Genomic DNA, 13648 nt, shown 5'->3' with positions numbered 1-13648 from the left:
CAAGGTATACCAGCGCTCGATGCAATCGAGCGCTGGTATAAGCCTTACAGGATGAAGTCGCTGGCCTGCAGGGCCGGCTGACCGACCAGCAGGATCAGCATCTCGGCATCCCCGCCATCGCCGGCATCCACCTGCACCGCGGTGCCGGTGAGGCCGTACTGGACCCGGACGGAGGCCACGCCGCCGCCGAGGAAGGCGTCGCTGCCGACGAAGACGAAGCCCTGGTCCCCCGGCATCAGCAGGTCGGTGTCGATGAAGGAGAGGTCGATCTTGTCGCCCTCCGCCACCGAGAAGTCGCGGATGCGGTCGGAGCTGCCGCGCAGGCTTTCCTCATAGGCGGCGAAGCGGAAGATATCGGCGCCCGCGCCACCCAGCAGGATGTCGAGGCCAAGGCCGCCCATCAGCACGTCGTCGCCGGCGCCGCCCAGCATGCGGTCCGCACCGTCGCCGCCCTCCAGATCGTCATTGCCGGTGCCGCCGAGGATGGTGTCGTTGCCGTCCATGCCGAACAGGCGGTCATCACCGGCATCGCCCAGCAGGCGGTCGTTGCCGGCATCGCCGACCAGGGTGTCGTTGCCCGCGCCACCGGACATGGTGTCGTTGCCGTCGCCACCGAGCAGCGTGTCGGCACCCGCATCGCCGACCAGGCGATCGTTGCCGGCACCGCCGATCAGCAGGTCATCGCCACCGCGGCCGAGCAGGCGGTCATCGCCGTCGCCGCCGCTCTGCGTGTCGTCGCCCTCGGTGCCGACGATGCGGTCGGCACCCTCGCCGCCGGTGATGTCCAGGCCTTCGAACACCGTGTCCTCGGCCTTGGCGTTCAGGTTCTGGATGCGGGTGTCCTCGGAGGCCGGGGTATCCGCCTGGTTGAAGGCGGTTTCCGGCGTGCCGTGGAATTCCTGCATGTAGGCTTCCAGCGCCTGCTGCTCGCCCAGCGCATTGGCAGGGACATTGCCGCCCGCGGTGAAGTCCTGCGACGCGTCGATCGGCGCGCTCAGCGTGCCGTCATCCAGCAGGTAGCGGAAGTTGCTGCCATTGGCCTTCACCGGATAGCCGTCGCCACCATTCGCCGTGAAGTTCAGCGCGACGACGCTGATGAGCGCCGGGGCGCCGGCGACGATCTCGCCATTCTCGACCACGCGGGCGATCACATGGCCGGCCTGGTCCGTCAGGGCGACGCTGGTCACCTTCTCACCCACCGCATTGTCCGGGTCGAAGGCGAAGCGCACGCCGCCGAGCTGGATGAAGCCGCCGCTGCCGGGATTGATGCTGGCGGCGAATTCCAGGATGTTCAGCAGACCCTGCGGCGTGGTGTCGAACACCATCAGCTTGTTGTCGAAGCGCAGCGCATTCTCGACATCGAGTTCGGAGACCCCGCCGGCGGGCTTGCCGGCGCTGTCATTGGCGATCGGCGGCAGCTTGTCGCCGCTGACGACATCGATCGCGCCGATCTGCGCGCGGATGCCGCCGCCATTCTTCAGGGAGAAGATGAAGGGCTGGTCGCCCAGCGCATCCGCCGCCGCTTCGCGGTTGGCATCGGCGGTCAGGTTGCCGAGGTTGGTTTCCTGGCTGCGGACCTGGGCACGCTCGCCTTCCAGATAGACATCGGTATAGCCGAAGACATTGCCGTCCTTGGCGGCGATCACCGCGGCCACCGCATCGGTGATCTCGGCCACCTCGGCGCCCTTGGTGCCCTCGGCGAAGGCGGTGGTGTCGAGGTCCTCGACCTCCACGCCCCAGGCATCGGCCACATTCTGGTCGGTCGCGGCGTAGGCGCCGTTCACCGCGCTGTCGAGGTTCTCCAGGATGATGCGGCCCTCGGCATCGAAGTCAACCACCAGGCGGCCGAGGTAGGTGTACTCATTGTCGGTGTTGACGATCAGCGTGGTGCCGCCATCCGCGCCGGTGGTGACCAGCGGGTAGGTTCCGGCGAAATCCGCGGCATGGCCGGGGAATTCCACCGCCTGGTCGTTCTCGTCGCCAAGGCGGGTGTTGGAGCCGGCGGCGAGGATGATGTCGACACCGCTCAGCAGCGTCGCCAGTTGCTGCTCGAACTGGATCTGCTGGAGGTGGGACATCAGGATGATCTTGTTGACGCCCTGGGCGATCAGGTCGTCGATCACCGGCTGAAGCTGGGCGGCCAGCAGGACCATGTCGTTGGTCTCGGCGCCGTCGCCGTCAAAGCCCTTCACCTCGACGCCGCCGGTGGAGGAGATGTTCTCCAGGATCTGCGTGGTCACGCCGACCAGGCCGATCTTCTCGCCACCCTTGTCCACCACGGCGGAAGGCACGATGCGGCCGGCCAGCGTCGAGGCATCCTCCAGCCCACCCGTGCCGACCGTCTCCGTGTAGCGGCCGGCAAGCGCCGGGTCGCCGGAGAAGTCGAGGTTGGCGGAGAGATAGGGGAAGGCCGCGTCGTTCACGGCGTCGGCGAAGGCATTGGTGCCAAGGTCGAATTCATGGTTGCCGATGGTCGAGGCTTCCACGCCGATGCGGTTGTGGATCTCGATATCCGCCGCGCCGGGGTTGTTGCCGCGGCCATGGGTGGCGGCGACGGAGGCATCGGTGCCGGCGGCCAGGAAGGGACCGGGGATGTAGTTGTCGCCGCCGGCCAGGATCAGCGTGTTCTCATAGGTGCCGTCGAAGGCATCGACCAGCGCGGCCAGGTTCTTCGCCGTGCTGCCGGCCAGCAGGCCCGCCTCGCCATCGGCGAAATGCAGCAGCTGGAGGGTGAAGGCCGGGGTCTGGGTGGTGGTGAAGACGGAGAGCGTGCTGCTCACCTCGTTGCTGACCACGAGCAGCGCCTTGCCGGTCGGCGAATCCTCGGCCGGGATCACCAGCACGCCCTCGGGGCTGACCGAACCCTCCATCCGCGCGGCGCCGACATAGGACACCGCCTCCGGGTTCGTCACGTCGAAGCTCAGCGTGATATTGGAGCGTTCCAGCGCGACGAAGGCATAGGTGGAGCCGCCGATCTGGGCGATCTCGATGCCCTCCGGCTCCGGCCCCTTGTTGTCGCTGCGGCTGTCATCGACCAGTTCGGGGAAATGCTCGGCCACGATGCGCTCGATGATGTCGGCGCTGTCGAAGACGATATTGCCCTGCGCGTCGAGGATGGAGAACGACCGCGCGCCATACATCAGGATCTGGTCGATATCGCCGTCGCCATCCGTGTCCCCGCGCAGGCCCGGCGCGTTGGAGACGGTAAGCCGGCCGAGATTGTCATTGTCCTTCAACTCGGCCGCATTCGGGAAGACGGTCGGGTCGAGCACATAGCCGTTGTTGCCGACGCGGATGGTCTCGCCGCCGCTGAGAAAGTCGTCGCGGTCGTCGCCCTCATTGGCGATGACGTAGAAGGTCTGGCCATCGGCCTGGTAGCTGTCGATCGCATCCGGCATGTACATGCCGAAGACCGGGGCATTCACCAGGTTGCCCGGCAGCGGGTCGTTGCCCGGGCCGTCACGGTCGCTGTAGTCGGCCAGCAGGCCGGAGAAATCCTTCAGCCCGAGCGGCACGATGGCCGTGAAGGTGGCGGTGGCGATATCCAGCAGGGCCACCGCATTGGCTTCCTGCAAGGTCACCATGGCGGTCAGGCCGTCGGCGGAGATCGCCACATACTCCGGCTCGACATCCTGGGCGACGCTGCGGCTCTCGAAGATGCGCACGCCGGCGGCGCGCAGTGCGTCTTCCTGGCCGTTGAAGGCATCGAAGGTGGCGGTGGTGACGGTCGCGTTGGCCGCACCATTGCTCAGGTCGATGATGCTGACACTGCCGTCGCCATCGGTGCCGTCCTCGTTCATCTCGCCCTCATTGGCGACGAGGATCCTGCTGCCATCGGGGGTGAAGGTCAGGCTGTCCGGCAGCGCGCCCACGGTCACCGCATTCAGCAGCGCGCCATCGGCGGCGTTCAGCAGCACCACCTGGCCGGGCAGCGCCTTGTCGGCATCGGGCAGGGCCACGGCGACCACGCCATTCTTCACCGCGACGCTGGTGATGTCGGTGGTGACGAAGCCGAGATCGGTGAAGTCGATGGTCGTCACCAGCACCGGCGCGGCGGGGTTGGACAGGTCCACCACCTGAAGCCCGCTGCCGGAGGTCACGAAAAGGCGATTGCTGCCGGGATCGAAGGCCGAGATCTCGGCGCCGGCCAGGGCCAGGCTGCCGGTCTCCGCGAAGGTCAGGGCGTTGGTGGCGGTCGTGCTCAGGCTCATGTCATCGCTCCGGACATCGCGGCACGCCGTTCCACCCGACCCGTCTTCACGGATGCGGGTCGCCGGCTGCCTTTCATGCGCGGCTTGGTATCCGCGGCATGTGACAGGCGGAGGTCAGTTGGGCTTAAGGAATATTAACCTTGCTGCCGCCGCGCCCTTTTCCGGCGGTCGGAACCGCCGATGTTGCGACCAGCGCGGCGCCGCTTACCGGCCGAAACGCTTCGTAGCCAAAAGTCGGTGGCCCTCACGGCCCCGCCGGGCCAGAGAGACATGCAGAGGGCGTCCGCCTCCCCGGCGCCACAAGCAGGGTTCATATTGCCGCGCATGCGCCACCATCTTCCCCCCCGCCCCGCCATTCTCCGCACCTCCGGCCTGCTTGGCCTGGCGCTTCTGGCCACTGGCTGCGCGGCGCGGATCGACCCGGCGGCTTCCGGCCTGCGCCTGCCCAGCGTCTTCCGCATGGCCCAGGCCGAGCCGGCGCCGACCGCCATGCGCTGGCCGGAGCCCGATTGGTGGCGGGAATTCGACACGCCGCAGCTCGATGCGCTGATGCGGGCGGCCATGGCGGGCAACCTGGACCTGGCCGGCGCGGCGGCCCGGCTGCGGCAGGCGGATGCGGAGGTGCGGATCTCCGGCGCGGCACTGCTGCCGACCGTGGATGGGGACCTTTCGGCCGGCCGGTCGCGCGGCACCAACCGCAATCCGGGCTCGGCCGGCAGCGCGGGGAACAGCTTCGGGGTGGGCCTCTCGGCCAGCTATGAGGTGGACTTCTGGGGCCGCAACCGGGCCATCCTGGAAAGCGCCCGCTCCTCCGCCACCGCGGCGCGCTATGCCATCGGCGTCACCGCGCTCAGCACCCAGTCCTCCGTCGCCACCGCCCTGTTCAACGTGCTCGGCGCGCAGGAGCAGTTGGAAATCCAGCGCGGCAACCTGGAGCTGGCGAACCGCAACCTGTCCATCCTGCGCCAGCGCGTGGCGGTGGGCACCGCCACCGGCCTGGATGTGGCGCAGCAGGAAACCACCGTGGCGCAGCAGCGCGCCGCCATCCCGCCGCTGCAACAGACGGCGGAACAGAACAGCTTCGCCCTCGGCACCCTGACCGGCGTGGCGCCGGGGGAGATCGACATCCGCGCCATGCGGCTGGAGGCGATTCGCGTGCCGCCCGTGACGGCCGGCCTGCCGGCGGAGGTGCTGGTGCGGCGGCCGGATGTGCAACTGGCGGAGGCCAACCTCGCCGCCGGCAATGCCAATCTCGCCGCCGCCCGCGCCGCGCTGTTCCCGACCATCGCACTGACCGGCTCGGGTGGCCTGCAGAGCACGGCGCTGGACCTGCTGCTGCGGCCGGGTTCCACCGTGTACAGCCTGGCGGCCGGGCTGACCGCGCCGATCTTCAATGCCGGGTCGCTGCGCGCCCAGGTGGAGCAGTTCGACGCCCGGCAGCAGGAGTTGCTGGCGGAGTACCAGCGCACCATCCTGGCCGCGCTGCAGGACACCGAGACCAGCCTTTCCGCCCTGCGCCGCACCAGTGAATCGGTGGAGTTGCAGCGGGTGCGCGAAGCCTCCGCCCGGCGGGCCTATGCGATCGCGGAGGCGCAGCTGCAGGCCGGCACGGTGGATCTGCTGACGGTGCTGAGCGTTCAGTCCAGCCTGTTCACCGCCCGCAACGCCCTGGCCCAGGCGCAGACGGACCGGTTGCAGGCCGCTGCCGCCTTGTTCACCGCGCTCGGCGGCGGCTGGACCTATGTTCCGCCCGCCTCCACCCCATCTCCCCAGCCCGCCCCGATTGCCGGCGGCCCGACAAGGCCCCTGCCATGAATGACCTGCCCCGCCCGCCGCAGCCGGAGCCGCCCTTGGCCTCCCCCACGCCCAAGGCCCTGCCCGCGCCGCCGGAGGTGCTGGCGCTGCCGGCACCGCAGCCGGCCGCGCGGCGCCGGGCCTGGCCCTGGCTGCTTTCGGCCGCGCTGCTGGCGGCGGCAGGTGGTGGCTATGCCTGGCAGCAGGGCTGGTTCGGCGCGACACCCCAGGTGACGACCGGGGCTGGCCCCGCCGGCGCGAGGCGCGGCATGCCCGCGATTCCGGTGACGGCGGCGACCGCGACGGTCGAGAACCTGCCGATCCTGCTGGATGCGCTGGGCACCGTGCAGGCCTCCAACACCGTCACCATCGTGCCGCAGGTCTCCGGCCGCATCATGGAAATCCTGTTCCGCGAGGGGCAGGAGGTGACGGCGGGCGACATCCTGGTGCGGATCGATTCGCGCAGCTACCAGGCGGCGCTGGACCAGGCGGTGGCGACCCGGGCGCAGCGGGAGGCGCAGCTCGCCAATGCCCGGCGCGACCTGCAGCGCTACACCCAGCTCGCCCGCAGCAGCGGCACATCCCAGCAGACGCTGGACACCCAGCGCGCCACCGTGGCGCAGCTTGAAGCGCAGTTGCAGTTCGACGACGCGACCATCGCCAATGCCCAGGCGCAGTTGGACGACACCACCATCCGCTCCCCCATCGATGGCCGGATCGGGCTGCGGCAGGTGGATATCGGCAATTATGTGCAGTCCAGCAGCACCACCGGCATCGTGGTGGTGACGCAGCTTCGCCCCGTCGCCGTGAACTTCACCCTGCCGCAGCAGACCCTGCCGCAGGTGATGCAGGCGCTGGCCGGGGGCGAGGTGCCGGTGGAGGCGAGGCTGGCGGAATCGGCGCCGCCGCGCGCCGATGGCAGCCCGCCGCCGGCCAATCCGGTCGGCCGGCTGGTGACGGTGGACAACCAGGTGGACGCCACCACGGGCACCATCCGGCTGAAGGCCGAATTCCCCAATGCCGACCTGCGGCTCTGGCCCGGCGCCTTCGTCAATACCCGCATCCAGGTGGACACGCTGCGCGACGTGGTGGTGCTGCCGCTGGTCGCGGTGCAGCGCGGGCCGCAGGGGCCCTACGCCTTCGTGGTGAAGGACGACAATACGGTGGAGCAGCGGCCGCTGACGCTCGGCACCATCGCCGGCCAGCAGGCCGTGGTGCTGCGGGGGATGCGCCCGGGTGAGCGGGCCGTCACCTCCGGCGCGCTGCGCCTGGTGGCGGGCAGCGCGGTGCAGGTGGCCGATCCGGTGGTGCCGGTGGCGGTGCCGCGGCAGGCGCGGCGCCGGCCGCCGGCCGGTGGAGCGCCAGGGGCTCCTGCTGGCGCTCCCCCTGGCCCCCCGCCCGCACCGTGAACATCTCCGCCCCCTTCATCGCGCGGCCGGTCGCAACCGCGCTGCTGGCCATCGCGGTGCTGCTGACCGGCCTCTATGGCTACATGCGCCTGCCCGTGTCCTCGCTGCCGGAGGTGGATTTTCCCACCATCCAGGTGACGACGCAGCTTCCGGGGGCCTCGCCCGAGACGATCGCGGTGCTGGTCACCGCCTCGCTGGAGCGGCAATTGGCGCAGATCGCCGGGCTGGCGGAGATGGTCTCGGTCAGCGGGCCCTCGGTCAGCCGCATCACGCTTCAGTTCAACCTGGACCGGGACATCGACGACGCGGCGCAGGATGTGCAGGCGGCGATCAATGCCGCGCGCGGCACCCTGCCCTCCACCCTTCCCTACCCGCCGACCTATGCCAAGGTGAACCCGGCCGACCCGCCGATCCTGACCCTGGCGCTGACCAGTGAGACGCTGCCGGTCTCCCGCATGTCGGATATCGTCGACACGCTGCTGGCGCAGCGGCTGGCGCAGGTGGGCGGCGTCGGCCGCGTCGCGGTGCAGGGCAATATGCGCCCGGCGGTGCGGCTGCAGGTCGATCCGCGCCGGCTGGCCGCCTATGGCATCGGGATGGAGGCGGTGCGCAGCGCCGTCACCGCCGGCAATGTCGCCGGCGCCAAGGGTTCGGTGAACGGGCCGCTGCAGGCCTCCGCCGTCATGGCGAACGACCAGATCACCACCATCGCGGGCTTCGAGGACCTCATCATCGCCTGGCGGGATGAAGCTCCGGTGCGGCTGCGCGATGTCGGTGTGGCGGTGGAGGGGCTGGAGAACACGCTGACGGCGGCCTGGTTCAACGGCCGCCCCGCGGTGCTGCTGGATGTGCAGCGCCAGCCCGGCGCCAATATCGTCGCCACGGTCGAAGCGCTGCGCGGCCAGCTCGATGGGTTGCAACGCGCCTTGCCGGCGGGGATGGAGCTTTCCGTCGTCTCCGACCGGACGGAGACGATCCGCGCCTCGGTGCATGAGGTGCAGCTCACCCTTGTGCTGTCCATCCTGCTGGTGGTGGCGGTGATCTTCCTGTTCCTGCGCACCCTGCGGGCCACCATCGTGCCCGGCGTGGCGCTGCCGCTGTCCATCATCGGCACCTTCGGCATCATGGCGCTGCTCGGCTATTCCATGGACAACCTCTCGCTGATGGCCCTGGTCATCGCGACGGGCTTCGTGGTGGATGATGCGATCGTCATGATCGAGAACATCGTCCGCATGATCGAGGAGGGGAAGAAGCCCCTGCAGGCCGCCTATGAGGGTGCGAAGCAGATCGGCTTCACCATCGTCTCCCTGACCCTGTCGCTGGTCGCGGTCTTCATCCCGCTGCTGTTCATGGAGGGCGTGGTCGGCCGGCTGTTCCGCGAATTCGCCATGGTGCTGACCATCTCCGTGCTGGTTTCCATGGTGGTGTCGCTGACCCTCACCCCGATGATGTGCGGGCTGCTGCTGCGCCCGCATGGGGAAGACAGGCCCGGCCGCATCTCCGACCTGTTCGAGCGGGGGTTCGAGGCGATGCGCCGCGGCTATGCGCGCACGCTGGACATGGCCCTGGCGCGGGAGGGGTTGATGCTGGTGCTGGCGACCCTGACCGTGGCCGGCACGGTGGGCCTCTACGTCGTCATGCCGAAGGGCTTTCTTCCCCTTCAGGATACCGGCCTGATTACGATTACCACCGAGGCGCCGCAGGACGTCTCCTTCGCCCGCATGTCCGAATTGCAGCGGCAGGTGGCGGAGGTGGCGCAGGCCGATCCGGATGTGATCGCCGTGACCTCCGTCGCCGGCGCCGGCACGGTGAATGCGGCGCAGAACACCGGGCGGTTGACCGCGGTGCTGCGGCCGCGCGCGGAACGCAGCGACGGCGTCTCCGCCATCATGGCGCGGCTGTCCCCGCGCCTTGCCGAGATTCCCGGCATCGAGATCTACATGCAGCCGGTGCAGGACATCCAGATCGGCACCCGCCCGTCCTCCACCCAGTATCAGTACACGCTGATGGACAGCGATGCGGCGCTGATCGCCGAATGGGCGCCGCGCATGCTGGCGGCGATGCGCCAATTGCCGGAGCTGCGCGATGTCGGCAGCGACCAGCGGGAGGATGGGCTGCGCGTACAGGTCCAGGTCGACCGCCTGCGCGCGGCGCGGCTGGGCGTGACCATGCAGGCGGTGGACGACACGCTGTACAACGCCTTCGGCCAGCGCCAGATCTCCACCATCTATGCGCAGAACAACCAGTACCGCGTGGTGCTGGAAGCCGATCCGGCCCAGGCCAATGACCCGGCCGCCATCGGCCTGCTGCGCGTCACCGGATCGGCCGCCGGCGCCACCATCGCGCCGCAGATCCCGCTGGCGGAGATTGCCACCATCACCCGGGGCCGGGCGCCGCTGACCATCACGCGGCAGGACCAGTTCCCGGCGGTGACGCTCAGCTTCAACCTGGCCCCCGGCGCATCCCTGGGCGGCGCGCTGGAGGCGATCCGCACGGCGCAGGCCGGGCTCGGCCTGCCGGATTCCATGGCGGGCAGTTTCGGTGGCGACGCGGCGGAATTCACCCGGTCGCTGGCCGGCCAGGGCTGGCTGATCCTGGCGGCGATCATCGTCATCTACATCGTGCTGGGCGTGCTTTACGAAAGCGTCATCCACCCCATCACCATCCTGTCCACCCTGCCCTCCGCCGGCATCGGCGCGCTGCTGGGGCTGGAGCTGTTCGGGCTGGACCTGTCGGTGGTGGGCATGATCGGCATCGTGCTGCTGATGGGCATCGTCAAGAAGAACGCCATCATGATGATCGACTTCGCGCTGGAGGCGCAGCGCGAGCACGGCATGACGCCGCGCGACGCGATCCGGGAGGCCTGCCTGCTGCGCTTCCGGCCGATCATGATGACCACCATGGCGGCCCTGCTGGGCGCGCTGCCGCTGGTGCTGGGCAGCGGCGCGGGGTCGGAGCTGCGGCTGCCGCTCGGGGTTTCGGTCATCGGCGGGCTGCTGCTGAGCCAGGTCATCACGCTCTACACCACGCCGGTCATCTACCTGGCGATGGAGGCGATCCGCAGCCGCGCACAGCGGCTGGGCCATCGCGCCGCCCCGCCGGCCCCGGCCGAATAGCCCATGTCGATCTCCGCCCCCTTCATTGCGCGCCCCATCGGCACCACGCTGATGGCCATCGGCCTGGCCCTGGCCGGGCTGGTTGCCTATTTCGACCTGCCGGTGGCGCCACTCCCGAAAGTGGATTTCCCGACCATCGCGGTCACCGCCAGCCAGTCCGGCGCCGATCCGGCGATCATGGCGTCGTCCGTCGCCGCGCCACTGGAACGCAAGCTGGGCGAGATTCCGGGCATCAGCGAGATGACCTCCAGCTCCTCGCTCGGCTCCACCCGGATCATCCTGCAGTTCGATCTGTCGCGCTCCATCGAATCGGCGGCGCGGGATGTGCAGGCGGCGATCAACGCGGCGCAGGCCGACCTGCCCTCCGGCCTCACCAGCCAGCCGAGTTTTCGCAAATTGAACCCGGGTGATCAGCCGGTGCTGATCCTGGCGATGACCTCGGACACGCTGACGGCCGGCGAGATCTATGATGCGGCGGACAGCGTGGTGGTGCCGCGCCTCGCCCAGGTGAACGGCACCGCGACGGTGGGCATCGCCGGCGCCGAGCAGCCGGCGATCCGCGTCGCCGTCAATCCGGCGGCGGCGACGGCGGCCAATGTCTCGCTCGACCAGATCCGCACCGCGATCACCAATGCGAATGTCACCCAGCCCACCGGGCTGATCGACGGGCCGCTGCAATCCGCCGCCATCGCGGTGAATGACCGGCTGGTGACGGCGCAGGAATTCGGCGACATCGTGGTGACCCAGGCGGATGGCGCCATCGTCCGCCTGTCCGGCCTGGCGCAGGTGGATATCGGGTCGCGGGACCGGCGCCAATCCGGCTCCTATAACGGCCGCCCCGCCATCATCCTGACGGTCTACAAACAGGCCGATGCCAATGTGCTGGAGGTGGTGGACGGCATCCGCGCCCTGCTGCCCGACCTCGGCCGCTGGATCCCCGCCGGCATCGACATCACCATCATGCGCGACCGGTCGGAGACGATCCGCGCCAGCGTGGCGGAAGTGCAGCACACGCTGCTCATCAGCATCGTGCTGGTGGTGCTGGTGGTGGCACTGTTCCTGCGCCGCACCTCCGCCATCATCGCCGCCGGAATCTCCGTGCCGCTGTCCCTGCTGGGAACGCTCGGCGTGATGTGGATGCTGGGCTATTCGCTGAACAACCTGTCGCTGATGGCGCTGACCATCTCGGTCGGCTTCGTCGTCGACGACGCCATCATCATGATCGAGAACATGGCCCGGATGACCGAACGCGGGCTGCGGCCGCGGGAGGCGGCGCTGGAAGGCGCGCGGCAGATCGGCTTCACCGTGGTCTCGATGAGCCTCTCGCTGATCGCCGTCTTCATCCCCCTGCTGTTCATGGGCGGCATCGTCGGCCGCATGTTCTTCGAATTCGCCGCGACCCTGTCCATCGCCGTGGCGATCTCCGCCGTCATCTCACTGACCGTCACGCCGATGCTGGCCGTGCTGCTGGCCGGCCAGACGTCGCGCCCGCCGGGCCGCTTCGGACGGGAGTTCGAGGCGGCAATGGACCGGATCATCGCCGGCTATATGCGCAGCCTGGTGATGGTGCTGCGCTGGCGGCGGCTGACGGTGGCTGGCACCATCGGGTTGGTGGGGCTGACCGTCTGGCTCTACATGCAAGTGCCCAAGGCCTTCTTTCCCGAACAGGACAGCAACCTGCTGAGTGGCGCCGTGATCGCCCAGCCGGACACCTCCTTCCAGGCGATGGTCGCCTATCAGGAACAGGTGGTGGAGATCATCCGCGCCGATCCGGCCGTGGAGAATGTCTCGGCCTCGCTCGGCGGTGGTGGCTTCTTCGGCTCCAGCAATATCCGTCTGCAGGTCGGGCTGACGCCGCTGGCGGCGCGGGACGGGATGAACGCCGCCCAGGTCATCGCCCGGCTGCGTGTGCCACTGGGCCGCATCGTCGGCGCGCAGACCTTCCTGCGGGCGCAGAGCGACATCATGATCGGCGGCCGCCAGGGCAATGCGAATTACCAATATGTGCTGCTGAGCCCCGATCTGGAGGAACTCGGCACCTGGAGCGAGCGGCTGGTGAACCAGCTTCGCAGCATCCCGCAGGTGGTCGATGTCTCCTCCGACCAGGAACGCACCGGCCTCGTCTCCCGCCTGGTGATCGACCGGGATGCGGCGGCGCGGCTCGGCGTTTCCATCTCCGCGCTGGGCGGGACGCTGAACAATGCCTTCGCGCAGCGCCAGGTCTCCACCATCTACCGCACCCGCAACCAGTACCGGGTGATCCTGGAGATCGATCCGCGGCTGACGGAGGACCCTGGCCAGCTTACCGGCATCTTCGTGCCCGGCCGCGACGGGCCGGTGCCGCTGGGGTCGCTGGTGCGGCTCGAACGCAGCACGGCGCCGCGCTCGATCACCCATCAGGGCCTGTTCCCGGCCGCCAGCATCAGCTTCTCGCTGGCCGAGGGGGTGGAGTTGGGGGAGGCGACGCGGATCGTCGAGCAGGCGGCGCTGGATATCCAGATGCCGGCCAGCGTGCGGGGCGAATTCGCCGGCAATGCGCGCAGCTTCCAGAGCTTCCTGAGCGGCCTGCCGCTGCTGATCCTGGCGGCGCTGGTCACCATCTACATCGTGCTGGGCGTCTTGTATGAAAGCCTGATCCACCCGCTGACCATTCTCTCAACCCTGCCGACGGCGGGCATTGGTGCATTGCTGGCGCTGCTGGCGACCAATACGCCGTTCAGCGTGATCGCGATGATCGGCGTGATCCTGCTGATGGGCATCGTGAAGAAGAACGCCATCATGATGGTGGATTTCGCCCTCGCCCATGAACGCGAGGGCGGCGAGGGCGGCATGGTGGCGATCCTGGAGGCCTGCCGCGAACGCTTCCGCCCGATCCTGATGACGACTCTGGCCGCGCTGTTCGGCGCCATCCCGCTGGCGATCGCCACCGGGCCGGGGGCGGAGCTGCGGCAGCCGCTGGGCATCACAATCATCGGCGGGCTGATCCTGTCCCAGCTTCTGACGCTCTACACCACGCCGGCGGTCTATCTGACGTTTGAGCGCATGGCGGCGAAGCGGCGCCGGCCGCTGCCCCGGGTGACCGCGCCGGCCTGACCGGATGAAGGAATTTTCATACATC

At 69.1% G+C, this 13648-nt stretch carries 5 protein-coding genes; 4 read left to right on the top strand and 1 reads right to left on the bottom strand.

What is annotated here, in order from left to right; all coding sequences use genetic code 11:
- Positions 1 to 44: 44 nt before the first annotated feature.
- Positions 45 to 4211: a choice-of-anchor I family protein gene (locus JJQ90_RS08220; RefSeq protein ID WP_216874260.1), complete on the bottom strand. Its 4167-nt coding sequence runs from the start codon at positions 4209 to 4211 to the stop codon at positions 45 to 47.
- Between the two features lie 324 nt (positions 4212 to 4535).
- Here JJQ90_RS08220 and JJQ90_RS08215 point away from each other — a divergent pair, with 324 nt between their 5' ends.
- The 4 genes from JJQ90_RS08215 to JJQ90_RS08200 are packed head-to-tail and all read left to right on the top strand — an operon-like array spanning position 4536 to position 13623.
- On the top strand, positions 4536 to 6026 hold the full coding sequence (locus tag JJQ90_RS08215; RefSeq protein ID WP_216874258.1) for an efflux transporter outer membrane subunit: 1491 nt from the start codon (positions 4536 to 4538) through the stop codon (positions 6024 to 6026).
- Positions 6023 to 7414: an efflux RND transporter periplasmic adaptor subunit gene (locus JJQ90_RS08210; protein ID WP_216874256.1), complete on the top strand. Its 1392-nt coding sequence runs from the start codon at positions 6023 to 6025 to the stop codon at positions 7412 to 7414. The genes JJQ90_RS08215 and JJQ90_RS08210 overlap by 4 nt, the downstream gene beginning before the upstream one ends.
- Positions 7411 to 10530, top strand: a complete 3120-nt coding sequence (locus JJQ90_RS08205) for an efflux RND transporter permease subunit (RefSeq protein ID WP_216874254.1) — start codon at positions 7411 to 7413, stop codon at positions 10528 to 10530. The genes JJQ90_RS08210 and JJQ90_RS08205 overlap by 4 nt, the downstream gene beginning before the upstream one ends.
- Before the next feature lie 3 nt (positions 10531 to 10533).
- A complete protein-coding gene (locus tag JJQ90_RS08200) occupies positions 10534 to 13623 on the top strand; it encodes an efflux RND transporter permease subunit (RefSeq protein WP_216874252.1) in 3090 nt (1029 codons plus the stop codon).
- Positions 13624 to 13648: the final 25 nt, after the last annotated feature.

Source organism: Falsiroseomonas oleicola, from assembly GCF_019029495.1.
Taxonomy (GTDB): domain Bacteria; phylum Pseudomonadota; class Alphaproteobacteria; order Acetobacterales; family Acetobacteraceae; genus Falsiroseomonas; species Falsiroseomonas oleicola.
The sequence above is the reverse complement of the archived record's forward strand: the minus strand, read 5'-3'. Positions and strand labels throughout refer to the sequence as shown.

Coding starts and splice junctions, on each gene's coding strand:
- JJQ90_RS08200 (WP_216874252.1), top strand. CDS start 10,534: ATGTCGATCTCCGCCCCCTTCATTGCGCGCCCCATCGGCACCACGCTG.
- JJQ90_RS08215 (WP_216874258.1), top strand. CDS start 4,536: ATGCGCCACCATCTTCCCCCCCGCCCCGCCATTCTCCGCACCTCCGGC.
- JJQ90_RS08220 (WP_216874260.1), bottom strand. CDS start 4,211: ATGAGCCTGAGCACGACCGCCACCAACGCCCTGACCTTCGCGGAGACC.
- JJQ90_RS08210 (WP_216874256.1), top strand. CDS start 6,023: ATGAATGACCTGCCCCGCCCGCCGCAGCCGGAGCCGCCCTTGGCCTCC.